The sequence below is a fragment of the Williamsia sp. Leaf354 genome, from assembly GCF_001424365.1.
GTDB lineage: Bacteria > Actinomycetota > Actinomycetes > Mycobacteriales > Mycobacteriaceae > Williamsia_A.
On sequence record NZ_LMPL01000001.1, the window covers coordinates 1,091,359 to 1,115,498 of the forward strand.

23 protein-coding genes are annotated in these 24,140 nt (G+C 68.4%); 13 read left to right on the plus strand and 10 right to left on the minus strand.

Features of this window, described 5'->3' with window-relative positions; translation table 11 throughout:
- Positions 1 to 29: 29 nt before the first annotated feature.
- Positions 30 to 749, minus strand: a complete 720-nt coding sequence (locus ASG12_RS05260; protein ID WP_055786019.1) for an ABC transporter ATP-binding protein — start codon at positions 747 to 749, stop codon at positions 30 to 32.
- On the minus strand, positions 746 to 1,603 hold the full coding sequence (locus ASG12_RS05265) for an ABC transporter permease (RefSeq protein ID WP_055786022.1): 858 nt from the start codon (positions 1,601 to 1,603) through the stop codon (positions 746 to 748). The genes ASG12_RS05260 and ASG12_RS05265 overlap by 4 nt, the downstream gene beginning before the upstream one ends.
- Positions 1,604 to 1,828: 225 nt before the next feature.
- Here ASG12_RS05265 and ASG12_RS05270 point away from each other — a divergent pair, with 225 nt between their 5' ends.
- The 4 genes from ASG12_RS05270 (at position 1,829) to ASG12_RS05285 (ending at position 6,693) form a co-directional block, all read left to right on the plus strand.
- Positions 1,829 to 3,415 (plus strand): alpha/beta fold hydrolase, encoded by a 1,587-nt coding sequence (locus ASG12_RS05270; protein WP_327197933.1) that lies wholly within the window; start codon positions 1,829 to 1,831, stop codon positions 3,413 to 3,415.
- 42 nt (positions 3,416 to 3,457) lie between these two features.
- Entirely contained in the window at positions 3,458 to 4,126 is a 669-nt protein-coding gene (locus ASG12_RS05275; RefSeq protein WP_055786024.1) for a DsbA family oxidoreductase, read from the plus strand.
- Between the two features lie 75 nt (positions 4,127 to 4,201).
- Positions 4,202 to 6,043: an endonuclease/exonuclease/phosphatase family protein gene (locus ASG12_RS05280; RefSeq protein ID WP_082501781.1), complete on the plus strand. Its 1,842-nt coding sequence runs from the start codon at positions 4,202 to 4,204 to the stop codon at positions 6,041 to 6,043.
- A gap of 83 nt (positions 6,044 to 6,126) precedes the next feature.
- Entirely contained in the window at positions 6,127 to 6,693 is a 567-nt protein-coding gene (locus tag ASG12_RS05285; RefSeq protein WP_055786030.1) for an isochorismatase family protein, read from the plus strand.
- Here ASG12_RS05285 and ASG12_RS05290 read toward each other — a convergent pair.
- Positions 6,680 to 7,471, minus strand: coding sequence for a trans-aconitate 2-methyltransferase (locus tag ASG12_RS05290; protein WP_055786034.1), 792 nt, complete (start codon positions 7,469 to 7,471; stop codon positions 6,680 to 6,682). The two genes, ASG12_RS05285 and ASG12_RS05290, sit on opposite strands and share 14 nt — an antisense overlap.
- Positions 7,472 to 7,678: 207 nt before the next feature.
- Here ASG12_RS05290 and ASG12_RS05295 point away from each other — a divergent pair, with 207 nt between their 5' ends.
- On the plus strand, positions 7,679 to 8,347 hold the full coding sequence (locus ASG12_RS05295; RefSeq protein ID WP_055786037.1) for a hypothetical protein: 669 nt from the start codon (positions 7,679 to 7,681) through the stop codon (positions 8,345 to 8,347).
- A gap of 7 nt (positions 8,348 to 8,354) precedes the next feature.
- On the opposite strand, the gene ASG12_RS05300 is transcribed toward ASG12_RS05295, so the two are convergent.
- Together ASG12_RS05300 and ASG12_RS05305 are read right to left on the minus strand one after the other, a co-directional pair.
- The gene (locus tag ASG12_RS05300) at positions 8,355 to 9,119 is read right to left on the minus strand and encodes an acyl-[acyl-carrier-protein] thioesterase (RefSeq protein WP_055786041.1); all 765 of its coding nucleotides are present in this window, start codon (positions 9,117 to 9,119) and stop codon (positions 8,355 to 8,357) included.
- Positions 9,119 to 9,886 carry an acyl-[acyl-carrier-protein] thioesterase gene (locus ASG12_RS05305; protein WP_055786044.1) on the minus strand — a complete coding sequence of 256 codons (768 nt, stop codon included), beginning with the start codon at positions 9,884 to 9,886 and terminating at the stop codon, positions 9,119 to 9,121. The genes ASG12_RS05300 and ASG12_RS05305 overlap by 1 nt, the downstream gene beginning before the upstream one ends.
- Before the next feature lie 207 nt (positions 9,887 to 10,093).
- Between ASG12_RS05305 and ASG12_RS05310 the strand changes: the two genes are divergently transcribed.
- From ASG12_RS05310 to ASG12_RS05335, 6 genes are all read left to right on the plus strand, one after another.
- The gene (locus ASG12_RS05310; protein WP_055786047.1) at positions 10,094 to 10,768 is read left to right on the plus strand and encodes a DUF4166 domain-containing protein; all 675 of its coding nucleotides are present in this window, start codon (positions 10,094 to 10,096) and stop codon (positions 10,766 to 10,768) included.
- A 61-nt stretch (positions 10,769 to 10,829) separates the two neighbouring features.
- Positions 10,830 to 11,267, plus strand: coding sequence for an SRPBCC family protein (locus ASG12_RS05315; RefSeq protein WP_045821824.1), 438 nt, complete (start codon positions 10,830 to 10,832; stop codon positions 11,265 to 11,267).
- Between the two features lie 186 nt (positions 11,268 to 11,453).
- Entirely contained in the window at positions 11,454 to 11,969 is a 516-nt protein-coding gene (locus ASG12_RS05320) for a DUF6764 family protein (RefSeq protein WP_055786049.1), read from the plus strand.
- A gap of 83 nt (positions 11,970 to 12,052) precedes the next feature.
- Positions 12,053 to 12,979, plus strand: coding sequence for a polyphosphate kinase 2 (gene ppk2, locus ASG12_RS05325; protein WP_055787728.1), 927 nt, complete (start codon positions 12,053 to 12,055; stop codon positions 12,977 to 12,979).
- A 37-nt stretch (positions 12,980 to 13,016) separates the two neighbouring features.
- Complete coding sequence (locus ASG12_RS05330) at positions 13,017 to 13,847, plus strand: hypothetical protein (protein ID WP_055786052.1); 831 nt, start codon at positions 13,017 to 13,019, stop codon at positions 13,845 to 13,847.
- A 281-nt stretch (positions 13,848 to 14,128) separates the two neighbouring features.
- Complete coding sequence (locus tag ASG12_RS05335; protein ID WP_443089081.1) at positions 14,129 to 15,643, plus strand: DUF222 domain-containing protein; 1,515 nt, start codon at positions 14,129 to 14,131, stop codon at positions 15,641 to 15,643.
- Between the two features lie 286 nt (positions 15,644 to 15,929).
- On the opposite strand, the gene ASG12_RS05340 is transcribed toward ASG12_RS05335, so the two are convergent.
- Entirely contained in the window at positions 15,930 to 18,053 is a 2,124-nt protein-coding gene (locus ASG12_RS05340) for a prolyl oligopeptidase family serine peptidase (RefSeq protein ID WP_082501655.1), read from the minus strand.
- Positions 18,025 to 18,978, minus strand: coding sequence for a cytochrome c oxidase assembly protein (locus ASG12_RS05345; RefSeq protein WP_055786061.1), 954 nt, complete (start codon positions 18,976 to 18,978; stop codon positions 18,025 to 18,027). Before ASG12_RS05345 ends, ASG12_RS05340 begins: the two co-directional genes overlap by 29 nt.
- Positions 18,979 to 19,127: 149 nt before the next feature.
- On the opposite strand from ASG12_RS05345, the gene lpdA reads away from it, so the two are divergent.
- Both lpdA and ASG12_RS05355 read left to right on the plus strand, forming a co-directional pair.
- A complete protein-coding gene (lpdA, locus tag ASG12_RS05350; RefSeq protein WP_055786063.1) occupies positions 19,128 to 20,549 on the plus strand; it encodes a dihydrolipoyl dehydrogenase in 1,422 nt (473 codons plus the stop codon).
- A 13-nt stretch (positions 20,550 to 20,562) separates the two neighbouring features.
- Positions 20,563 to 21,459, plus strand: coding sequence for a DNA-3-methyladenine glycosylase family protein (locus ASG12_RS05355; protein ID WP_055786065.1), 897 nt, complete (start codon positions 20,563 to 20,565; stop codon positions 21,457 to 21,459).
- Positions 21,460 to 21,471: 12 nt separating this feature from the next.
- On the opposite strand, the gene ASG12_RS05360 is transcribed toward ASG12_RS05355, so the two are convergent.
- From ASG12_RS05360 to ASG12_RS05370, 3 genes are all read right to left on the minus strand, one after another.
- Positions 21,472 to 22,755 carry a PucR family transcriptional regulator gene (locus tag ASG12_RS05360; protein ID WP_055786067.1) on the minus strand — a complete coding sequence of 428 codons (1,284 nt, stop codon included), beginning with the start codon at positions 22,753 to 22,755 and terminating at the stop codon, positions 21,472 to 21,474.
- Positions 22,756 to 22,854: 99 nt separating this feature from the next.
- On the minus strand, positions 22,855 to 23,613 hold the full coding sequence (locus ASG12_RS05365) for a class I SAM-dependent methyltransferase (protein ID WP_082501656.1): 759 nt from the start codon (positions 23,611 to 23,613) through the stop codon (positions 22,855 to 22,857).
- Complete coding sequence (locus tag ASG12_RS05370) at positions 23,610 to 24,140, minus strand: carboxymuconolactone decarboxylase family protein (protein WP_055786069.1); 531 nt, start codon at positions 24,138 to 24,140, stop codon at positions 23,610 to 23,612. The genes ASG12_RS05365 and ASG12_RS05370 overlap by 4 nt, the downstream gene beginning before the upstream one ends.

Genomic DNA, 24,140 nt, shown 5'->3' on the forward strand with positions numbered 1-24,140 from the left:
GTGGATCAGAGGTGGATCGGTCGCGTGGATCAGTGCACGCCGAGTGCGTCGAGCAGGTGCGCCCGCAACGCCGAGAAGCCGGAGGTCCCGCGGTCGCGGGGGCGGGGGAGATCGACATCGACCCGGTCGACGATCGCGCCGTCGTCGAGGACGAGGACACGGTCGGCGAGGGCCACCGCTTCGTCGACGTCGTGCGTGACCAACAGGACCCCGAGGTCGTGTCGCCGCCACAGGTCGAGGAGCAACGACTGCATCGACAGCCGGGTGAGGGCGTCGAGTGCGCCGAAAGGCTCGTCGAGCAAAAGGAGTTCAGGTTCGCCGACCAGCGCGCGGGCCAGGGCGGCTCGCTGCGCCTGCCCGCCCGAGAGCGTGGCGGGCCACGCGTCGAACTTGTCGTCGAGGCCGACCTCGACGAGCGTGGCCTCGGCGGCGCGCAGGGCCGGGGCTCCGGTGACCCCCGAGGGGTTGAGTCCGTAGGAGACGTTGTCGACCACGCTGCGCCACGGGAACAACCGAGGTTCCTGGAACGCGACGGCCGGGCGACCCGAGACGTGGGTGTCACCGGTGTGGTCGTCGGACAGGCCGGCGAGGACACGCAGGATGGTGGACTTCCCCGAGCCGGAACGTCCGACGAGCGCGACGATCTCGCCACGAGCGACGGTGAGTTCCACCCCGCGCAGGACCTGATGGTCGCCGTACCACTTGTCGACGCCGCGCAGCGATGCGACGGCGGTGTCGGTGGCGGTCATCGGTCGGCCTGGTAGCGCAGGGCCCGGGCCTCGAGGATGCGCACGATGCCGTCGGTGATGATGCCGAGCAACGCGTAGACGACGAGTCCGAAGATGATGGTGTCGATGCGGAGGAAGTCGCGGGCCTGGTTGATGATGAAACCGAGCCCGGCGTCGGAGTTGACCTGTTCGGCGACGATCAGCGTCAACCAGGCGATGGCCAGCGACTGCCGGAACCCGACGAGCAGCTGTGGCGCGATGCTGGGCAGGATGACGCGCGAGAAGCGTTGCCGCCACGAGAATCCGAGGACGGTGGCCGTCTCGAGATGGCGGCGGTCGATCTGGCGGATCGCAGACGACGTGTTGAGGTAGAGCGGGAACGCGACACCGAGTGCGACGAGCAGGATCTTCGGGGTCTCGCCGATGCCGAACCAGATGATGAACAGCGGGATCAATCCCAGGTGGGGCAGTGCGCGCAGCATCTGCAGGGGCGGGTCGACGGTGGCCTCGGCGACCCGGGACAGTCCGACGACGGCGCCGAGCGCGACACCGATCAGACCGCCGAGCACGAGTCCCTCGACCACCCGTGTACCCGACACCACCAGCGCGTCGGCCAGTTCGCCGTTGCGCACGAGTTCGGCACCGGCGTCGGCGATCAGCGACGGCGCGGGCAGGATCCGTTCGGGGATGATCCGCAGCGCGCTGCCGATCTGCCAGAGGACGAGCAGGGCGATCGGCGACAGCACCCGGATGACGGTCCAGCGGTGTCGTTGCCACCTCGTGCGAGGTGCCGGGCGCTTCGCCGAGGCGACGGCGGGCGGGGTGGCGCCGGTGGACGTCGGCGGAGACTCCACGTGTGCGTACGAGATCACCATGGGTGGCGCTCCTTGTCCGGGTCACGACGACGACACCCGAGTGGCCTCGTCGGATTCGACGGTCACAAAGACGTCGGCGATCGGCGAGGGTTGGCGCCACCGTGGGCCGATCTGCGGCGAGAATTTGCCCGCACCCATCGGCTGTCGCTATGCCGGAGCCGACCGCGACCGTGCGGGAGGTGCGAGGTGTCGCGCTGTCGTACGTGATGAACTAGCGTCGTGCGCGTGGCTAACAGTACGACGCGTCGAGTGGCGATCCGTGTTCTCGTCGGGGCGATGACGGTCGGGTTGGCAGCGTCGGTGGCCACGTCGTCGGCCTCCGCAGCGCCTGCTCCTGCGAGCTCCGCCTCGTGGGGGCCGTGCCCGGCGATCCATGGCGCGTCGGCGGACACGGTGTGCACCGTCGTCCGGGTCCCGCGCGACTACGCGCGCCCGTCGGCGGGCAGCATCTCGGTGACCGTGTCGAAGTTGCCCGCCGGTGATCAGGCGAACAAGCGCGGTGTCCTGATCGGCAACCCCGGTGGGCCGGGGGGTGACGGCATCCCCATGTTCACCCAGGCGAAGCTGCCGACGGAGCTGCGCGCGCAGTGGGATCTGATCGCCGTGCAGCCGCGCGGACTCATCGGCGCCAACCCCGTGGCGTGTGCGCCGGTATCGCCGAGCTCGCCGGCGACGGTGTTCGCCGGTGGCGCGGTCGCACGATCGGCGTGCGACGCGCGCACGCCGGGCGGGACCGAGAACATCACCACCGAGAACACCGCACGCGACATCGATTCGGCGCGAGAGCAACTGGGTCTCGGCCCGAGGGTGAACCTGCTGGGGATCTCCTACGGCACCACGCTGATGTCGACGTACGCGACGCTCTTCCCACAACACACCGATCGGCTGATCCTCGACTCGGCCGTCAACCCGACCATCGTGTGGAACACGCTGCTCACCGCACAGACCGCGCCCTACAGGGCTCGCACTCAGGCGATGTTCGCGTGGATCGCCGGCAACGACGCGACCTATCACCTCGGTCGCACGCCACTCGCGGTCTACCGCGAGTGGAGCCGCAAGGTGGCGGCCGAAGCGGGCGTCCCGCCGTCGCTGGGACCGCCCCCGGCGCAGGTCGGCGACACCCCGCCGGCGATGCGGACCGCGTTCGACGCCTTCCTGCGCGGATCGGGAACCGCGGCCGCGCGTGCCTACTTCGACAACCTCGTCGCGAGCCTCGCGACCGGTAAGTCGCAGAACGCGTCGAACCTGTTGACGCTGACCCGGGTCGCGGCACCCAGTCGCGACGACTGGCCACGCCTCGCCCAGCGAATCATCCTCGCTCCCAGGCCGGCTCGACAACTCCCGTCGAACCAGGCGGAGCGCCAGGTGAACTCGTCGTCGATGCAGTTGCTCCTACTCTGCAACGAGAACGCCGTCACGGCCCGTCCGCAGGTCGCGCCGGCGTCGCTGCTGGACTCCTTCGTCATCGGCGACCCCTACACCGGTGCGAGCTACCTGTTCGAGTCCGGACTCGCCTGCTCGGGGGCGGCGCCGGTCGCGCGCCCGGTCCGGATCAGCAACCGTGGCCTGGCTGTCACGCCGCTGCAACTGCAGAGCATCGGTGACCCGCAGACGCCGTACCCGGGAGGGCTGATCCACCGCGATCGGATGCGATCGCACCTCATCACCGTCGGGGGTGGCGACCACGTGCAGTTCGGTCGCGGCAACCCGGTCGTCGATGCCGCGATCGTCGAGTACCTGCGCACCGGGTCGACCTCGGTCACCCGTGCGCCGGAGGCCCCCCTCACGACGCCGTTGCTCCCCCCACGCTGACCACCACGGAATCCCGGCTCGTGCGTCGTGGTTGAGTCCGGTATGAGCACACCCATCACCGTCGAGATCTGGTCGGACATCGCCTGCCCCTGGTGTTACATCGGCAAACGCCGGTTCGAGCAGGGGCTGGCCGCGTTCGACGGCCGCGACGACGTGACGGTGACATATCGCAGTTACGAACTGGCGCCCGACACCCCGACCGACTTCGACGGCTCCGAGGTCGATTTCCTGGTGGGGCACAAGGGGATGTCGCCGGCACAGGTCGAGCAGATGCTCGACGAGATGACGCAACTCGCGGCGGTCGAGGGACTGGCGTACGACTTCGACGCGCTGCACCACACCAACACCCGACTCGCCCACCGCGCACTGCATCTCGCACGGACCGTGGGGTGTCAGCGCGAGTTGGCCGAGCGGTTGTTCGCGGCGTACTTCACCGAGGGGCGCCACCTGGGCCGCCCGGAGGAGCTCGCCGATCTCGCCGCCGAGGTCGGTCTGGACCGCGCGTCGGTGCTCGAGGCGCTGGCCGGTGACGAGTTCGTGGCCGAGGTCGACGCCGACATCGCCCAGGCCCGCGCCCATGGCATCTCCGGCGTCCCTTTCTTCGTCCTCGACGGCCGCTACGGCATATCCGGCGCCCAGCCCGCCGCGGCGTTCACCTCTGCGCTCGAGCAGGTCGTCGCCGACCGGCGGGATTCGCCCACGCCCGCCTGACGCCGCCCGCGGGCGAGGTGGTGCGTTCTCCGCGTGTTCATCTCGATGTAGTTGGCGAGGCTAAAGTTCGTGACCATGCGTCTGACCCGCCTCACCCCGCCCCTCGCCCTGGCGCTCGTGACCGCCCTCGCGCCCGCAGCGGTCGCCGCGGCCACGCCCACGCCGACATCACCCACCCCGACGTCGACCGGGACGACCATCGCTGCGATCCAGGGGCCGGGGTTCACGTCGCCGCTGGTCGGGCAGAAGGTATCCGGGGTGCCTGGCGTGGTGACGGCGATCCGGACCGGGTCTCCCCGCGGCTTCTGGATGCAGTCGGCCACATCCGACCGTGATGATCGTGCTCGGGATCGGTCGACTTCCGACGGCATCTTCGTGTTCACCGGCTCGGCCGCGCCGACGGTGAAGCCGGGCGACGCGGTCACGGTCGCGGCCACCGTGACCGAGTACCGCGCGGCGGCGAACGTCGCCGACCTCAGCGTCACCGAGCTGACCTCGCCGACGGTGACGGTGGTGTCGTCGGGCAACGCGCTCCCCGCCCCGGTGGTCATCTCGCCGACCGCGGTCCCCTCCCGCTTCGCACCTCCGGTGTCGGGCGACATCGAGCAGATCCGTCGCGCGGTGCCGGCACGATCGGCCCAGGAGTTCTGGGAATCGCACGAGGGTGAGCGCGTGTCGGTGCCGGCGCCGTGGATCATCGCCCCGAGCAACACCTACGGCGACGTCTACATCACCTCGAAGCCGAACGCGGACCGGACGATCCACGGTGGCGCGCTGCTGTCGAGCTACGACCTGCCGACCGGCCGGGTGAAGGTCTCCGCCCTCGACGGTGCGAAGCCCCGGATGAACGTGGGTGACCGGTTCGCGGGTCCCGTCGTCGGCCAGGTGGACTGGTCGAGCTTCGGCGGATTCGTGATCGACGCGCCGACCCTGCCGGCGGTCGTCGCTGGCGGGCTCACCCCGACGGTGGCGTCGAAGCCCGACGCCGCCGACTTGTCGGTGGCGACCTACAACGTCGAGAACCTCGCCCCGCGCGACCCGCAGAGCAAGTTCTCGGCGCTCGCCCGCGGCATCGTCACCAACCTCGCGAGCCCCGACGTGGTGGCCGTCGAAGAGGTGCAGGACAACTCGGGCGCCACCGACGACGGCATCACCGCCGCGAACACCACGATCTCGACCCTCGTCGACGCGATCGCCGCCGCAGGCGGTCCGCGGTACGACCACCGCGACGTCGACCCGACCAACGACGCCGACGGCGGTCAGCCGGGCGGCAACATCCGAACGGTGTTCCTGTTCAACCCGTCTCGCGTCTCGTTCGTCGACCGCGGTAGGGCGACCGCCACCACCGCGACGACCCCGCAGCGCAGTGCGAGCGGTGGTGCCGAGCTCTCGGTGTCACCGGGTCGGATAGCGCCGACCGATCCGGCGTGGACGAACAGCCGCAAACCCCTTGTCGGTCAGTTCGTGTTCCGGGGTCGCACGGTGTTCGTGGTGGGAAACCATTTCGCCTCCAAGGGCGGTGACCAGTCGGCCGACGGCCGTTTCCAGCCGCCCGCACGCAGTTCCGAGACCCAGCGACTCGCCCAGGCACGGGTCGAGAACGCGTGGATCCGCAGCCTGCAGGCGATCGATCGGCGCGCCTCGATCGTGATCGCCGGGGACCTGAACGACTACCAGTTCAGTCCCGCCGTCCGCACCCTCACCGGGGGCGGCACGGGTCTCGTCGACCTGATCGCCACCCTGCCGCGCGCGCAGCAGTACACCTACGTCTACTCCGGGGTGTCGCAGGTACTCGACCACATCATCGTCAGCGCCGACCTGCGCGCCCGGGCGCGGTACGAGGTCATCCACCTCAACGCCGAGTTCGCAGGCCAGACCTCCGACCACGACCCGCAGGTGGTGCACGTCCGGCCGTAGCGCGCGGAGGGCGGCCCGGCGACACCGTCGCCCGTAGCGCTCGGAGGGCGGCCCGGCGACACCACCATCCGTAGGATCGGGGGATGGTCACCGCGTTGCTGATCGTCGACGTCCAGAACGATTTCACCGAGGGTGGCGCCCTCGGGGTGGTCGGTGGTGCCGCGGTCGCGCGGGGAGTCACCGAGTATCTCGTCGACGCCGAGTACGACGTCGTCGTCGCCTCGCGCGACTGGCACGACGCCGACAACGACAACGGCGGCCACTTCGCGACCACGTCGGAACCCGATTTCGAGGTCACCTGGCCGGTGCACTGCGTGGCGGGTACCCCCGGCGCCGAGTACCACCCGGATCTGGTCGCCGATGCGGTCGACCTCCACGTGCGCAAGGGCCAGGGTGTGCCCGCGTACTCGATGTTCGAGGGGTCCACGGACGACGGTTCGGCGCTGGTCAACGCGCTGCGGGCGCTCGGTGTGACCGACGTCGACGTGGTCGGTATCGCCACCGACTACTGCGTGCGGGCCTCCGCGCTGGATGCGCTCGCCGCCGGGTTCGGCGTCCGACTGCTCACCGATCTGATCGCGGGTGTCGCGCCGGGCACCTCGGCCGATGCCGTCGCCGAGATGGCCGACGCGGGCATCACGGTCGTCTGACCTCACCGTCATCCGAGCCGGTGCGTGCCACCACGAAGATCCGCCGGAACGGGAAGAACGTGCTGCCGTCGGCGCGGCGGGGATACGCCGTCGACAGCTGGGGGGCCAGGTCGGAGCGGAACGCCTCCCAGGCGTCGTCGTCGAGGGCTGATCGGACCGGCGTCAGTGCGGTGCCGGTGACCCAGTCGAGCACCGGGTCGTCACCGGTGAGCTGTTGCACGTAGGTGGTCTCCCAGGCGTCGACGACGCAGCCCGCGTCGGTGAGCAATGCCGCGTAGCCGGTCGGACCGTCGACGGTGTCGCCACCGCGGAAGTCGATCTGCGACAGCGCATCCCGCCAGCGCGGTGAGGTCGCGACGGACCGGATGATCCGATGCGACGGGAACTCGAAGTTGCCCGGGACCTGAAAGGCCAGGTGTGCGCCGGGGTGCAGCTCTCGGGCCCAGCTGTGGAGCAGTTCGCGGTGTTCGGGCACCCACTGCAGGGTCGCGTTGGAGATGACGACGTCGGTGTCGGGTGCGGGCCGCCAGTCACGCACGTCCTGCAGCTGTGCGTCGATGCCGCGCTCGCGCGCGGCGGCCACCATCTGCGGTGAGTTGTCGGTCGCCTCGATGGCGGCGTCCGGCCACCGGGCGGCGAGTCCCGCGGTGAGATTGCCGGGGCCACAGCCGAGGTCGACGACGCGACGGGGTCGCTCGGAGTCGATGCGCGCCAGGAGTTCTCCGTAGGGGCGTCCCCGGTGATCAGCGAATGCGAGGTAGTGCTTCGGGTTCCACATGTCAGCCTCCCGTCAAACAGTACGCTTGTACTGTGAGGAAAACAGTACGCGCATACTGTTGGTGCCACGAGATGTCGGTTACGTAACGAAAGGAAACGATTCGGTCGGCCGCAGCGATGATCCGAACGTGGTACCGAATGGTACCGACGACGTCGACAGTGAGGACGAACAATGGCGCGAACGGACGGAAGAAGGCGATCGGGGCTGGTGGCGGCACTTCTCGCCGTGGCGGCTGTGGCCCTCGCGGGCTGCGGCGGCGACAACGGTCAGGTGACCCCGACCCGGACCGCGACGATGACCGTCTCGGCCGGAGGTCCGAGCACCTCGGACGCCCCCGCTGCCCAGTCGGATCCGACCCAGGTCGCCGACGATCAGGTGTCGGATCCCGCTCCCGCGCCGGCCGCACCTGCGGCGACCACCGCCGGTCGGGCCCCGGTCGGTGGTGAGCTGGTCGGCGTCGATCCGAGGTCGTTCTACACCGACGGCGCCAACGGCATGGCGTACTACTTCCAGTCGCCGAGCGGGAACGTGAAGTGCGGCATCGGATTCGCCTACCCCTCGATCAAGCCGGGCTGCCAGGCGATCAGTTCGGTGGCGAGCAACACCGGGACGGTCTGCAAGAACCGCGGCAACAGCACGTACGGGGTGACCCTCTTCGCCGACCACGCGGGGGGTCACTGCATGAATCAGCCCGCCTACGTGGGCAACAGTCAGAACGTCGGCGCCGGGACGCTGGGTGGCAAGGTCCTCGAGTACGGCGAGTTCATCGCGACAGCGGGCGTGATCTGTCGATCGACCACCGCGGGGATCACCTGCACACCCGACTCGGGTCGGTTCGGCTTCGTCCTCGCGCGTGACCGCAACGATCAGTTCTGACGCGAGTTCAGTGCGGCAGTGCGGTGATCGACGCGTGGGCGCGGGAGTCGCCGTCGACCGAGAGCCAGATGAGGATGCCGCCGTCGGTGGGTGCGGTCGTGATGCGCACGTCCTCACCGAAGGTGATCGGCTTGTTGTACTCGATCACCAGTCGGTAGGGGTTGCTCAACAGGTCAGGGTGGTCGGGGAACACCTCGCGCAGCGCCTGGAGGTACACCGAGTTGTTCACGTGGTCGAGCCGGTCGGTGTCGGCGTGGCGCAGCACGAACCGCCGATCGGACTCGTTCTCCAGCGGGGTGTTCAGCCACGCCTTCCAGCGCAGACGATGGTTGTCGGTGGTGGTGGCCAGCATGTCGAAGAACGTGTCCTCGAGTCGCCCCGGCGACTGGGTCTCCATGTTCATGTTGATCCAGAAACCCTCGGTCTCGATGAGGCCGCCGTTCTCGCTGGTGACGCGCACGCGCATGTTGCACCAGCGCGGCGAGATGCCCGAGCACCATCGCGACAGGTGCACCTCGTCGGGCCAGGTGATCGGGCGGATCACATCGATGACGGTCCGGCGCACGATCCAGAACTTGTGGGTCTCGAACGCGCCTGCGTCGACGAGGTGCTGCGCCCCGGCCTCCTGCAGGTACCGGGCGATGCCGTCGACGCTGAGTCCCTCGAACTGGTCGATGTCGGCGCTCGACAGCGGCCACCCGGTGTCGAAGACGTATCCCTCGGTGGGGCGATCGGTCAGTGGGGTCGCCGCGAGCGGCTCGGTCGTCGACATCAGGCGGCCAACGCGGTGATCGACGCGTGCGAACGGGATTCACCGTCGACCGACAACCACACGAGCAGTCCGTCGTCGATGGGCGCGGTGGTCAGGTGGACCTCCTGGCCGTACATGATCGGCTTGTTGAACTCGACCACGAGGCGATGGGGCGCGGTGACGAGTTCGGCGACCTCGGGGGCGACCTCGGCCACGGCCTGCCAGTAGATCGCGTTCGTGACGTGCCCGAATCGGTCGGTGTCGCTGCGGCGGATCTGGAAGGTGCGTGTCGACTCGGTGGGGAGTGGATCGGTCAGCATGGGTTTCCAGCGTAGGCGGGTGTTGTCGGTGGTCGTCGACAGGCGTGAGATCACGTAGTCGCTCATGCGGCCGATGCCCTCGGTCTCGATGTTGATGTTCAGCCAGAACCCGACGGTCTCGACCCGTCCGCCGTGGTCGCCGACGATCTGCACCCGCATGTCGCACCACCGTGACGACAACCCCGAACACCAGCGCGACACGGTCACCGTGTTGGGCCAGCTGATCGGTTCGATCATGTCGATCACGGTGCGTCGCGCGATCCAGAACTCGTGGTCGCCGAGGGCGTTGCCGTCGGCGAGATGTAATGCGCCTGCCTCCTGCAGGTAGCGGGCGGCCGAGTCGTAGCCCAGGATCTCGTTCTCGTTCATGTCGCTGGTGCGCACCGGCCACTGCGTGGTGAACACGTATCCCTCCGACGGAAGGGGGTCGAGGGTCAGGGCGGACAGCGCAGCGCTGGGCGACGACATGGGCGGGTACCCCCGGATCAGAAGACGTGTGGACCTCGGGTGCGAACGTACCTCGCGGCCGGTCGCCGCGACGGCGGGAGCGCCGCGTGACCCGCGCCGTCGGTGCTGGTGGTCGTCGCGACCAGCACGATGGTGTTCTTGTGACGGCTGGGGTGTCGCGGGAGTAGATTCACCAGTCATGTCTGGGTTGGGTGCGGCGGTGCGCGGATGACGCCGGTGTATCGCGCCGCACTGGGCTCGGAGTTCACCAAGCTGCACCCGAACATCCAGTGGCGGTACGGCGTCGATTCGACGTCGGGCGTCGCGCAGGTGACGAGCGGGATCGTCGAATCGGTGTTCTGCACGTCCAAGCTCACGCCCCCGGTGCTGCGCTTTTTCCGTAAACGCAACGTGATGCCGACGACCACGAGCCGCCTCGTGCCGTTCTTCATGGACAACTACTGCTACGTCGACGAGCGCGGTCGCGAATCGCTCGCCGTCATCCGTCGGTTCGCGTACTCCAACGGTGAGCAGCGGTTGCACTCGCTTCTGGTGAACGGGTCCTCGGGGCTGGTCGACTACTTCGGCGACGGTCCCGATCTGTTGATCCCGCTGAACCCCCGCGTCGGTCCGGGTGGGTCCCTGATCCTGGAGAGCGAGCCGATGCGGATGCTCAGCCGCGGACTGCGGATGGGGATGCGCGGATTGTTCGCGACGTCGATGCGCTACGTCGAGGAGTGGGACGACGACGAGCAGCGGTTCCGCCTCGACGCGACGGTCCGCAACGTGACCCTCGGCGAGATCATGCACTTCCGTGGATGGTTCACCGCGAGTGATCGTCCGTGCACGATTCACGACATTCCCGACGAGGCCTGGCCGCTGCGTCTCGAGGACACGGAATAGGCGACGGCCGACGCCGGTGATCGGCCACGCGGTCGTGGTCCGGTCGGGTACCTTCGCTGCCATGGCAGTCAGCGGTAACACCGAATTCGATGTCGACGTCGCGCCGTCGGTGATCATGGAGATCCTGCTCGATGTGGAGGCGCTGCCCGAGTGGTCGGGCCCGCACAAGAGCGCCGAGATCCTCGAGGAGCACTCCGACGGCAGCCCCAAGCGGGTCAAGGTCGCGGTCACGATGGCCGGCATCACCGACAACGAGGTCCTCGACTACACCTGGACCGAGAACAGCTGCACATGGGAACTGGTCGAGAGCGACCAATTGTCCTCGCAGAAGGGCACCTACACGGTCACCGAGAAAGACGGTGGGTCGCACGTGGCGTTCGAACTCGAGGCGGATCTCAAGATCAAGATGCCCGGCCTCATCGTGAAGCAGGCGCAGAAGAAGGCCGTCGAGACGGCGAAGAAGGGCCTCACCGCCGAGGCGAAGCGTCGCAGTTCCTGACGGGCGAAGCGTCGCAGTTCCTGACGGGCGGCCTCGCTCGGAGTTCGTGACCTGATCGATGCACGGCGCTGCCGGTGGTGACGGCGTGTCGGCGAGTACGGTTGGCGCGTGCGAGTCGGTGGCCGCCGGGATCGCGAGTTTCGAAAAGATCAGTTGAGGTTCAGCATGTTTCGGGTTGGTTCACGCATGGCAGTGCGCACGGTTGCAGCAGGATTCGTCGGCGCGTGCGCCGTGGGCGCTATGTCGCTCGTCGGTACCGGGGGCGCCTCCGCGGCACCGCTGGTGTGCGACGCGGCCAACAACGGTCAGGTGAATCGTGTTGTCGGCGCCGGTAGTTGTGGTGCTCGCGCCCAGGGCGTGGCGACGGCGCACGCCGAGGACCGCTCCGGTGCGGGCACCGCGGTGGCCTCGTCGCTCACCAACGGCCGCGCGAACGCGCTCAACACGGCGCCCGGTTCGACCGCTCTGGCCGGTGCGCGCAGCGGCGGCACGAGCTACTCGTTCAGCGTCGGGCCCGGCGGACTCTCGGTCGCCCAGGCCCGCACCGGCGGCACGTCGGTCTCCGTGGCCGGCATCGGCGGAGCGGCGTACTCCGGCGAGGGTGGCGTCCGCTGCAGCGGCGGCGCGGCCGCGGCCTACGACAGCACCACCGGCACCTTCTGCTTCGGGACGGGTCGCACGTACTTCACCAACGTGCGCTGACGGAGCCTCGCGGCGACGCCCGCCGTTCACCTTCACGTCACGTTGCGGTCCGACCGCCGTTCTAATCTCGGCGGGTGACCGAACTGCGCACCGTCGTCGATCTGAGCACGTCCATCGGACGTGAGGAGCTGGCCCATGTGGTCGACCTCGCGGACACGTCGGGTTTCACCGTCGACGATTCCGACGACGACGATCCCCGCCTGATCCTGCGTAGCGACCACTCGGTCGTCGACACCTGGCGGGAGGGGTATCCCTACGACGAGCGGATGTCGCGCGGCGACTACGAACTCGAGAAGCGGCTGCTGCAGATCGAGCTGCTCAAGCTGCAGAACTGGGCGAAGGACACCGGCGCCCGGGTCGTCATCCTGTTCGAGGGCCGCGACGCCGCGGGCAAGGGTGGCACCATCAAGCGCTTCATGGAGCACCTGAACCCGCGCGGCGCCCGGGTGGTCGCGTTGGAGAAGCCGTCCGAGCGTGAGTCGACGCAGTGGTACTTCCAGCGCTATGTGTCGCACCTGCCCGCCGCCGGTGAGATCGTGCTGTTCGACCGCTCCTGGTACAACCGCACCGGTGTCGAGCGGGTGATGGGTTTCGCGACCGACGCCCAGCACGCGCGATTCGTCCGACAGGTCCCGCTGTTCGAGCAGATGCTCATCGACGACGGCGTCCACCTCGTGAAGTTCTGGTTCTCGGTGACCGCGCTCGAGCAGCGCACCCGGTTCGCGATCCGGCAGGTCGACCCGGTGCGGCAGTGGAAGCTGTCGCCGATGGATCTCGCCTCGCTCGACAAGTGGGACGACTACACCGCGGCCAAGGAGGAGATGTTCTCCCACACCGACACCGATCACGCGCCCTGGACCGTGGTGAAGAGCAACGACAAGAAGCGCGCCCGCGTGAACGCCATGCGCCACGTGCTGAACCTCTTCGACTACTCCGGCAAGGACGCCGAGGTCGTCGGCACCCCCGACCCGCTCATCGTGGGACGCGCGCGCGACCTGCTGGGGGAGTAGCGGCACCCGCTCGAGCGGGATCGGTAGCGTGGGGCGCGTGCGGACTTTTGGTGCGGGACTGGCGACGCTGATCGCGATCATCGCGATGGTGGGGGCGTTGCCGTCGTTGTGGGTGCACTATCGCGTGGTCGACAGGGAGGGGTTCACGTCGTTCGTGTCGCCGATGGCCCACGATCGGCAGATCCAGGATCTGATGGCCGACGAGATCGCCGCGCAGATCTCCGACCAGACCGGTGGGACGCTCAGCGCCACGCTGGTCCGCCCTGCGACCGGGGCCTACACACGCAGTGATCAGTTCGTCGCCGACTTCGCCGATGTGCTGGGCCAGCAGCATGATTGGCTGTTCACCGAGCCCACCACCGACGCCGAGCGCAACGGCGTCCTCACCCTCGATCTCACCGCGATGGTGAACCGCGCGATCCGGGACTTCGGCATCAGCGGTGTCCGCGTCACCCAGCCCGTCGAGATCCCGCTGAGCGAGTCGCGCCGCAGCGGCCTCGAAGCCGGTCGGTACGCGACAGCGGGTGATCAGGTCACGCGCATCGCCTTCGTCGCCGCGGGAATTGCGACGGTGTTCGCCCTGCTCGCGCTGATCCTCGCCCGTCGACGCGGGTTCACCCTCGCCGCGCTCGGTGTGGGTGCGGTGATCGCCGGTGCGGTGAGCTGGGTGCTCGGCGTGTTCGCCCGTGGTCGCGCCGACGACGAGGTCGCAGGCGCCCAGAGCTCGGCCAAACAGATAGCGCGCATCGTCATCGACTCCTCCATCGACGACCTGCACCACACCTCCCTGATCGTCGGCGGCGTCGGCGTCGCCGCGATCGCCGTCGGCATCCTGGTCTCCCTCACCCTCGAGCGCACCCGCCGCTGAGCCGTGTCAGACAAAGTGCTGACTGTGCGGAAACGGCCGGCCAACGATGCTGACTGTGTGGAAACGGTCGTCGAGTGCGTGGCCCGCGGTTGCTGACTGTGTGGAAACGGCCGTCGAGTGTGCTGGCAGCGTCACGCACGCCGACAACGAAACAACGCACACTCGGCGTCCGGTTTCCGCACCGTCAGCGGTAGTAGAACGCATCCACCCACCCGAAATGCACTCACGTTCAACACTATTCACGATAATCAATCTCCCACACCTCGAACACGCGTGCTAGAATAGACGTACAGTCACACCTGGGGAGGGGGCAGTCCGTGAACGATCTTGAGGCGGATTACGCTGCCCTGGAACAGATCTTGGACAGAATCGCTGTATCCGATTCCTCATCCTGCGACGAGCAGACCGTCGCCGAGCTGGCGATCCGCCACGAACACAACATCCGCCGAATGGAATCCATCGGCAACCAGCGGATTCTCGAGGTCTCCGACCGTGACGCCCACCGGACCGTGGGATGCGTGACCGTCTCCGAGTTCCTGCAGACGAAACTGCGGATCACCCACCCCAAGAAGCGGTTGCAGGCGGTGCAGGCGTTGGAGCCCATGCACGCGATGACTGGCGAACAATTGCCACCCGTCTGTCCGAACACCGCTCGCGAGTTGGCCGCGGGAACGATCGGGCCCGATCACGTCCACGCGGTACTCGACGTGTTGAAGAAGATCCCCTCGGCCGTCGATGTGGAACAGCGAGCGCGGGCAGAGGAAGTCCTGGCCGAGTTCGCCACCACACTCACGCCCAAAGAGATCGGCGCCGCCGGCGTGCGGATCCTCGCCCACCTCGACCCCGACGGCACCCTCACCGACGATCGCGACCGCGCCAGGAATCGGAAACTGAACCTCGGGTGCCAGGACAGCCAGTTGATGTCGAAACTCACCGCGACTCTCGATCCGATGACGCGGGCTCTGTTCGACGTCGTCCTCGCGAAGTGGGCCGCGCCCGGGATGAACAATCCTGACGACGATCAGTCACCTAAAGGCGATCACGCCGACGCCGATTCCGAGGTCCTGCGGGAGGCCGCTGACCGGGACCATCGATCGCAGAGTCAGCGGAACCACGACGCGTTGAAAGCTCTGTTGGACGCTGCGGTGAACGGTGGGCTTCTCGGTGGGTCGCATCGTGGGTTGCCGCCCCAGATCATCGTCTCCATCACCGACGCCCAGTTGCGCGAGCATGCCGGCATCGCACGTACCGCCACCGGCAGCGACCTCCCGATGTCTGACGTGATCAAGCTAGCTGCGGACGCCCAGTCCCACCTCGCGGTGTTCGACGACGTCACCGGCGAACCCTTGTTCTTTGGCCGCGGCCGGCGCCTCGCGTCGCAGGCGCAGCGGTTGATGGCGTTCTCGCAGTACAAGGGATGTAGCAAAGACGACTGCACGACACCGTTCGCGCACACCGAAATGCATCACGCCGAAGCTGATTGGGCCGATGGAGGTCTCACCGACTCTCCGCACCTGGCACCGGCGTGCGGACGCCACAATCGGGCCGTCGGATCCGAACCGCATCAGTGGAGCACCGAGAAGATCACCGACGGCCCTGACAGGGGCCGCTATGGGTGGCGACGTAACACCGACCCACCCGATGAGCTGCGCGCCAACCACCTACACAGGATCGACGAACTGCTCGAACGACATTCCCGAGAGGTCGATCCACCGTGCCCTGAGCGGAGTGGACCGCCGCCGGCTCGGAGCTTCGACCTCACCTGGCCGCGGGCTCCGCTGTACCTTGCTGCCTGATTCGTGGTTGCGTTCTACCACCGCTGACTGTGCGGAAAGTCGGCGTCGAGTGTGCGCTGTCTCAATGTCGGCTCGCGCGACGCGGTGAGCACACTCGACTGGACTTTCCACACACTCAGCCCGACCGCTCGACTGGACTTTCTGCGCGCTCAGCCCGACCGCTCGACTGGACATTCTGCGCGCTCAGCACCAACCCGCGACTGGACATTCTGCGCGCTCAGCACCAACCCGCGACTGGACTTTCTGCGCGCTGAGCACCCACCGCGTGACTGGACTTTCCCCACAGTCAGCCTTGCGTGCCGCGGGAACCGACCGTCTGCCAGAGGAACTCGTACGCTAGCGCCGACTTGAAGGCCGACTGCTTGTTGTCGGCCGCGCCGCCGTGGCCGCCCTCGATGTTCTCGTAGTACCGCACGCGGTGGCCCAGTTCCTCCATCCGTGCGGTGAACTTGCGGGCGTGACCCGGGTGCACGCGGTCGTCGCGGGTGGAGGTCGTCATCAGCAGGTCGGGATATTGCGCACCGGCGACGATCCGCTGGTACGGCGAGTACTGCGACAGGAACTCCCACTCCGCGGGGTCGTCGGGGTTGCCGTACTCGGCCACCCACGACGCGCCCGCGAGCAGCAGGTGGTAGCGCTTCATGTCGAGCAGCGGTACCTGACAGACGATGGCGCCGAACAACTCCGGGTACCTCGTCACCATCACCCCCATCAGCAGTCCGCCGTTCGACCCGCCCTGGGCGGCCAGGCGATCCGGGGAGGTGAGCCCCCTCGTGACGAGGTCTTTCGCCACCGACGAGAAGTCCTCGAACACCAGGTGGCGGCCCGCTTTGAGTGCCTGGGTGTGCCACGACGGGCCGTACTCGCCGCCGCCGCGGATGTTCGCGATCACGTAGATCCCGCCCCGCGTGATCCAGCTCCGCGCGGAGATCGCCGCATACCCCGGGGTCATCGAGTTCTCGAACCCGCCGTAGCCGTAGAGCAGCGTCGGCCCGTCGGTGACGTCGTCGCGCTTCACCACGAAGTACGGCACCGACGTGCCGTCGTCGGAGGTCGCGAAATGCTGTGTCGCGGAAATGCCGTCGGCGTCGAAATGGGCCGGACTCTGCTTGAGCGGAGCCACACCGTCGACGGTGGTGCCGTGCAGCAGGGTCGGCGGCGTGGTGAAGCTGCTCGCCGACAGGAAGATCTCGTCGCCGACATCGGGATCGGTGTCGAGGACCGAGATCGTCGCCAGCGCAGGCAACCCCGCGATCTCGGCTCGCGCCCAGTCGCCGAGAGTCAGCAGATGGACCTCGGTCTGCACGTCGTGCAGCGTCACGAGCACCAGATGCGATGCGGTCGCCCGCACATCCTGCAGGCTGGTGTGTGCGTCGGGGGCGAACAACACCCGCCCCGACGACTCCTCGCCCGCGAGGAACCGTGGGTAGTCGAACACCACGAGAGTGCCTGCCGGATGGGTGGTCTCGCCTGTCGTCCAGTCCGAGCGGGTCAGCACGAACAGCCAGTCGTGGCGGATCACCGTGTGGGCGTCGTCGGGCACGGCGATCTCGATCAGCTCGCCGTCGCGCACCTCGTAGGTGACCTGATGGAAGAAGTCGACGGCCCGCACGAGGAAGTCGCGCTCCCACCCGGGTGTCGCGTCGTGGCTGATCTGCACGGCGACATCCGAGCGTTCCCCGGCGAACACGGTCTCCGCCTCGGCCAGCGGTGTCCCGCGGGTCCAGCGCTTGGCGATCCGGGGGTACCCCGACTCGGTCAGCGACGACACGCCGTCGGCGTCGGGGCCGAAATCGGTTCCCACGAAGACGGTGTCGCGGTCGATCCACCCGACGTCGGACTTCTCCTCGGGCAACACGAACCCGCGTTCGGGGCCGTCGGGATCGACCCAGGTGCGTGACACGAGGTCGAATTCGCGGACGACGGCGGCATCGGCGCCGCCGCGCGACAACGACACCAACGCGCGCTCGTGATCGGGTCGCAGGACGGCCGCGCCCTGCCACACCCAGTTCTCGTCCTCGGCCGCGGCGACGGCGTCGAGATCGATCAGCACATCCCAGTCGGGGCGGTCGGTGCGGTACGACTCGAGCGTGGTGCGGCGCCACAGCCCACGGGTGTTGGTGGCGTCGCGCCAGTAGTTGTAGAGGTGCTCACCGCGCCTGCGCACGTAGGGGATGCGGTCGTCGGTGTCGAGGATCTCCAGCGCCGAGGCCTCGAGCTCGGCGAAGCGCTCGCCACCGGTGAGTTCGTCGAGCGTGGGCTGATTGTGTTCGCGCACCCACGCCAACGACTGTTCGCCGGTGACCTCCTCGAGCCAGAGGTACGGATCTTCGGGGTTGCTCGCCGTGTCGGTCACCCGCCCGATTGTGTCAGGCGCCCGATCAGCGGAACCGATCGCGCAGCGTGGCATCGGTCTCCCACCACAGGGCGGGCGGCGCGTCGGCCTCGACGCGATCAGCGGCGTCATCCGACCCGACGTCGCCCCCGACGTCGATGCCTGCGTCGATCTCGGCGTCGATCTCGAGGGCTCGGCGGGTCTGCTCGGTGCGGAAGCGGCTCATCAGGGTCAGCAGGAACGGCAGGCCCACCACGTCGCCGAGCACCCACAGGATGCCCGCTCCGATGATCTGATCGGTGCGCAGCGACGGACCCCACGTGCGGTCGAGGGCGGCGTACCAGCCGTGCGCGATGTCGCCTCCCTGCCAGATGACGACCCCGAGCAGGCCGTCACCGATCGTCTCCACCAGCGTGATCAGCAGCGACAGGGCCTGGGGGAACCTGCGCGGCACCGGGTCGACCTGCAGCCGCGACCAGAAGTAGCCGAATCCGATCCCCACGAACAGCAGGCGGGTGACGACGTCGAGCGCAGTACCGCGCAGCACCGCGGAATACCAGTCGGTGAGGTAGAACAGCCACGGCGTGATCAGCACCGCCGCCGAGGTGACCGCCGGATAGGTCAGCACCCGCGCGGCCTTCGAGGCCATCGCCGCGTCGAACCGCCGCCTGCCGCGCGGTCCCAGAGCATCGCGCGCGACCGCGAGCGGCATCCCCGCGGCCAGTCCGAACGGCACGATCAGCAGCAGGATCACCACCTGCAGCGCGCGCACCCAGAACAGCACGTCGGCGTACGCCCCGACGAAGCTCGCCGTCGAGATCACCCAGACGCCGACACCCATCACGGTGAACACCGCGCCCCGACCCGCCGACACCGTCGACCGCCGCCACGCCCACCAGTACGCGGCAAGCACGACAAGGCAGACACCGAGCGTGACGACATCGAGATGACCTGTGGTCAGGGCGGATTCGACGGTCAGCGGACGGTGGACGACAGACATCGTCGGAGTATGTTCCCGGTCGTCACCGGGCCACAACCTCGGCGACCGAAGCGCGGAGAATGTCGGCTCCGCGGCCGGCCCCTTGCGCCGTGCGCGAACTTGTGTCGGTCGGCCTGCGTGGGCCGGCGCGGGCAACGTAGGCTGGCGCCGTGGCTGAACACTTTGACACAGTTGTCCTCGGCGCAGGTCCGGGAGGGTACGTCTCCGCAATCCGGTGCGCCCAGCTCGGGCAGAAAGTCGCCGTTATCGAAGAGAAGTACTGGGGCGGTGTGTGCCTCAACGTCGGGTGCATCCCGTCGAAGGCGCTGCTGCGCAACGCCGAGCTCGCCCACATCTTCCATTCACAGGCGAAGACGTTCGGCATCTCCGGTGAGGTGACCTTCGATTTCGGCGCGGCCTACGACCGCAGCCGCAAGGTCTCCGAGGGGATCGTCAAGGGCGTCCACTTCCTGATGAAGAAGAACAAGATCACCGAGATCGACGGCTACGGGGTGTTCACCGGCCCGAAGGCGATCACGGTGCGGCCGAGCAGCGGAGCGGATCCGGCCCAAGACACAGACGATCGCGAGGTGACGTTCGACAACGTCATCATCGACACCGGTTCGTACGTGAAGCTGCTGCCCGGTGTGGAGCTGTCCGACAACGTCGTGACCTACGAGTCGCAGATCCTCACCCGCGAGCTGCCGGAGTCGATCGCGATCGTCGGTGCCGGTGCCATCGGCATGGAGTTCGGGTACGTGCTCGCCAACTACGGCGTCGACGTCACCATCATCGAGTTCCTCGACCGCGTGCTGCCCAACGAGGACAAGGACTCCTCGAAGGAGCTGGCCAAGCAGTACAAGAAGCTCGGCGTGAAGATCCTGACCTCGACCAAGGTCAAGACCGTCGACGACCAGGGCTCGAAGGTCGTCGTCAGCTACACCGACCCCAAGGGCAACGACAGCGACCTCACCGTCGACAAGGTGATGATGTCGGTCGGGTTCGCCCCTCGGGTCGAGGGCTTCGGCCTCGACAAGACCGGTGTCGAGCTGACCGAGCGCGGGGCCATCGCGATCGACGAGTACATGCGCACCAACGTCGACGGCATCTACGCGATCGGTGACGTCACCGCCAAGCTGATGCTCGCGCATGTCGCCGAGGCGCAGGGCGTGGTCGCCGCCGAGACCATCTCCGGTGCCGAGACGATGCCGCTGGGTGATTACCGGATGATGCCGCGTGCGACGTTCTGTCAGCCGCAGGTCGCCTCATTCGGTCTCACCGAGGAGCAGGCCAAGGACGAGGGCTACGACGTGAAGGTCACCACCTTCCCGTTCACCGCCAACGGCAAGGCGCAGGGACTCGGCGAGCCCGCGGGCTTCGTCAAGCTCATCACCGACACCACGCACGACGAGCTCATCGGTGGACACCTGGTGGGCGACAACGTCTCCGAGATGCTCCCCGAGCTGACCCTGGCCCAGAAGTGGGATCTCACCGCGCACGAACTCGCGCGCAACGTGCACACGCACCCGACCCTGTCGGAGGCCATGCAGGAGACGTTCCACGGCGCCGTCGGGCACATGATCAACCTGTAGATCATCACCCCCGGTGGACGGCGAGCTGACCAGGGAGTGGGAACCACCCTGGCCACTCGACATCCGCCGTACCCTCGCGCTGCACCGTCGTGGCAGTGGCGACCCCTCGTTCCGTTTCGCGCCCGACGGTTCGGTCTGGAAGGCCAGCCACACGCCCGACGGTCCCGGCACGATGGCCATCACCCGGCGGTCGGGTGTGGTGACCGGGCACGGCTGGGGCCCGGGTGCGGAGTGGCTGCTCGAGCATCTGCCGTCGCTGCTCGGTAGTGACGACGACCCGTCGGCGCTGATCGCCCACGACGCGGTTGTCGCCGGCCTCCAGCGCCAGGCGGAGCACGCGGGGGTCAGGCTGGGACGCACCGACCGCGTGTGGGAAGCGCTCGTGCCGGCGATCCTCGAGCAGAAGGTGCTCGGCCGCGAGGCGTGGCGTGCCTGGCGATACCTGGTGCGGCGCTTCGGTGAACCGGCGCCCGGCCCCGTCGACGGACCGTCGGCGGACATGAGAGTGCCACCCCCGCAGCACGATTGGGCCGACATCCCCAGCTGGGAATGGCATCGCAGCGGCATCGAACCGGTCCGCATGCGCACCATCCGCGGCGCCACGGCCCTGGACGTCGAACGTCACCACACCAAGCTGACCCTGCTCCGCGGTGTGGGTCGGTGGACCGAATCGGAGGTGCGGTGCCGCGCCGTGGGCGATCCCGACGTGGTGCCCGTGGGCGACTATCACGTGTGCAAGACCGTGGGCCAGACGCTGATCGGTGAGCCGGTCGACGACGCGGGGATGCTCGAACTGCTCGAACCCTATGCCGGACAGCGCTATCGCGTCGTGCGCCTCATCGAGCTGTACGGCACCCGCCCGGAACGCCGCGGCCCGCGCATGTCGGTGCGGGACTACCGGTCCTTCTGACCCGGGTGCGCGTCAGCGCGTGGCACCCGCCGCGTCGAACGCCAGGATCGCCGACTGGGTCTGGGCGATGGAACGCGGGCGGCTGAGATCGAGCCCGATCGCCTCGGACACCTTCGTCATGCGGTTGTCGACCGTGTTCGGGTGGATCGACAGACGCCGCGCCGTCTCGCGTCGGTTCAGCCCGCAGGACATGTGGATCCGCAGGGTCTCGAGCAGCTGCGCGTTGTCCTCCAGCGGGCGGATCATCGCCGCGAGCCGGTCGCGGGCGGGCCCAGGTCGGGTGACCTGATATTCGATGACGAGATCGGCGAGGCCGTACAGACCCGGGGGCTTGCCGATCGCGCGGGCCAGTTCGAGCAGCTCGTCGGCGTCGGCCGCGAGGCGAGGGACCTCGGTGGGGCCACCGATGACCGACGTGCACGTCACATCGGCACCCATCGCCGCGCGCAGCTCCTCGACCGTGTCGGCACCGACGGCCTCGTCGGGTCGGTAGAGCGGGACGATCACCGTGCCGCCCCGCGCCCCGAGCAGGCACAGTGCCCGGTCACCGAGGACGTCGGAGGCCACCGTGCGCAGCCGACGCCACGTCGCCGCGTCGGCGTCGGCGACGAGGGCCAGCACCTGATAGCGCTCGGCGGCCGCGACACCGAACTCCGCGGACTGGTGGACGTGCATCCGCCCGGCCAGCACCTCGGTGACGAACGATTCGCGCGGCGAGTCGGTGGGTGGCGTGAGCTCGTGGTCGGCCTCGGCGACGAACGCCCTGGTCACGATGGAGATCACGCGTCCACGGATGTCGATGAGCAGCGACAGGGCGCGCAGCGTCTGCTCGCGATCGACGCCGTGCTCGGTCACCCCGTTCGGTGAGGCGATGCCCTCGGGCTGGGTCACGGCGCGCACGACGGTGTCGAAGGCGCTGCCCACGACCGAGAGGATCGCCGCCAGGTCGATGCCGTCACGCGTCCACATGGCGACCGCGGAGGTGATCGTCTGCGCGATGTCGTCGTCGTCGACCGCCGGCTCGAACTCCTCGGCGTCGGCGACCGCGGCCATCGCCGCGGCCGCGATCGCGGACTCGAGGTGCCCCGGGGTGTGCGCGGGCGCAGGTGTGCGTCGTGACCCGACCAGCGTCATCGCGGCGCAGGAGATCCGCACGCCGAGATGTTTGATGTCCGCGTCGATCCCGGTGGCGCCGTTGCGTCCGCGCAACAGTTCTCGCACCGCGAAGCCGATCGCGGCCAGCGGACGTGCGTCGGGCCGCGCGAACGCGGTCGTCGTGGGTGTGTGTGCGTACATGTGATGCCCCTCCCGCCGTGTGCCCTCCCCGGCACGGGGAAACGTTAACGCAGCGCAGGCGACCTCACGGCCGAATCGTCACATCGATTGTTGACACGTTTACATGTCAGATGGCTTGCGAGCGGTCACGAACTGGCCCTGACCGGTGATCGTCTGCTCGATGTCGGTGAGGCCGGCCGCGGCGAGGCGGTCGGTGATCTCGTCGCGGTCGAAGATGCGGAAACCGGTCGCGCGGTTGAGCAGCCCGGTCCCGGGGACCGAGGTCAGTCGCGTCCGCACGGTCGTGAACACGACGACCTCGCCACCGGGCGCGACCACCCGTGCGAGCTCGTCGATCACGGCCATCGGGTCGGTGATCAGGTACAGCGCGGCGAGGCAGGCAACGGTGTCGAAGGTGTTGTCGAAGAACGGCAGTGCGTGGGCGTCGCCGCGTACGTAGGCCACCTGCGGGCCGGTGTTGTCGAGCACCGCGCGACCGAGCATCGGGGCCGAGAAGTCGAGCCCGACGGCGAGGCCGGCGCGGTCGAGGCCGGTGCCGAAACGTCGCGTGTAGTTGCCCGGGCCGCAGGCGACGTCGAGGATCTTCCGGTCACCGGGACGGCTCAGCCGCGCGGTGAGCTGCTTGTCGAACGCAGCGGTGGAGGTGCCGCCGAGGCTGAACAGGCGCGTGAACACCGGTCGCCACGCGCGTTCGTACACCTCCGCGAACACCGGGTTCTGCATCATCCGCAGGCTCAGCGACTGCGCCGTCTCGGGTGGGGGCAGCACGTCGAGGTAGCCCGAGGACTCGTCGCGGACGGGCACCGTCAGCAGCGCGCGGACCCGATCGGCGGCCGAACCGATCGGCCGAGGGGTCATCGGTCCCGCTCGATGCGCAGGGTCCCGATCGTGGTGGCCAACGAGTCGTACTGGTTGACCAGCATCACCAGGCCGATCTGCTGCTTCGGCGTGAGATGTCCCCGCAGCGCGTCCCAGTTGCGGTCGGAGATGTCGCGGTCGCCCACGAGTTCGTCGACGGCGGTGAGGATCGCCCGTTCACGTTCGCCGAAACCCGCGTCGGGCCCCTCCATGATCCGTTCGGCCAGCGCGCGGTCGATGCCGGCACGCTTGCCCATGCGCAGATGGTGGTCGAGTTCGTAGGCGCACTGCCGCAGGTGGGCGGTGCGGATGATGACCATCTCGGTCTCCTTGCGCGACAGCGGCCCGAACGGCATGAGGCGACCCGAGTAGTGCAGCCAGCCACGGAAGAGTCCACCGGTGCGACCGAGAGTGGAGAAGATGTGCATGTCGCTCACCCCCTGGGTGCGCGCCGCGGCGCGGCAGAACACCCAGTTGAACGGACCGAGTTGACGGAGATTGCCCGGGGCCACGCGAGGTTGGGTCAC

Excerpts from the sequence above, each read along its gene's own strand:
- ASG12_RS05305 (WP_055786044.1), bottom strand. The coding sequence starts at position 9,886 with ATGTCGTCGCCCAGCGCTGCGCTGTCCGCCCTGACCCTCGACCCCCTT.
- ASG12_RS05275 (WP_055786024.1), top strand. The coding sequence starts at position 3,458 with ATGAGCACACCCATCACCGTCGAGATCTGGTCGGACATCGCCTGCCCC.
- ASG12_RS05300 (WP_055786041.1), bottom strand. The coding sequence starts at position 9,119 with ATGTCGACGACCGAGCCGCTCGCGGCGACCCCACTGACCGATCGCCCC.
- ASG12_RS05280 (WP_082501781.1), top strand. The coding sequence starts at position 4,202 with ATGCGTCTGACCCGCCTCACCCCGCCCCTCGCCCTGGCGCTCGTGACC.
- ASG12_RS05340 (WP_082501655.1), bottom strand. The coding sequence starts at position 18,053 with ATGCCACGCTGCGCGATCGGTTCCGCTGATCGGGCGCCTGACACAATC.
- ASG12_RS05345 (WP_055786061.1), bottom strand. The coding sequence starts at position 18,978 with ATGTCTGTCGTCCACCGTCCGCTGACCGTCGAATCCGCCCTGACCACA.
- ASG12_RS05290 (WP_055786034.1), bottom strand. The coding sequence starts at position 7,471 with ATGTGGAACCCGAAGCACTACCTCGCATTCGCTGATCACCGGGGACGC.
- ASG12_RS05260 (WP_055786019.1), bottom strand. The coding sequence starts at position 749 with ATGACCGCCACCGACACCGCCGTCGCATCGCTGCGCGGCGTCGACAAG.
- ASG12_RS05365 (WP_082501656.1), bottom strand. The coding sequence starts at position 23,613 with ATGACCCCTCGGCCGATCGGTTCGGCCGCCGATCGGGTCCGCGCGCTG.
- ASG12_RS05315 (WP_045821824.1), top strand. The coding sequence starts at position 10,830 with ATGGCAGTCAGCGGTAACACCGAATTCGATGTCGACGTCGCGCCGTCG.
- ASG12_RS05360 (WP_055786067.1), bottom strand. The coding sequence starts at position 22,755 with ATGTACGCACACACACCCACGACGACCGCGTTCGCGCGGCCCGACGCA.
- ASG12_RS05265 (WP_055786022.1), bottom strand. The coding sequence starts at position 1,603 with ATGGTGATCTCGTACGCACACGTGGAGTCTCCGCCGACGTCCACCGGC.
- ASG12_RS05320 (WP_055786049.1), top strand. The coding sequence starts at position 11,454 with ATGGCAGTGCGCACGGTTGCAGCAGGATTCGTCGGCGCGTGCGCCGTG.
- ASG12_RS05310 (WP_055786047.1), top strand. The coding sequence starts at position 10,094 with ATGACGCCGGTGTATCGCGCCGCACTGGGCTCGGAGTTCACCAAGCTG.
- ASG12_RS05285 (WP_055786030.1), top strand. The coding sequence starts at position 6,127 with ATGGTCACCGCGTTGCTGATCGTCGACGTCCAGAACGATTTCACCGAG.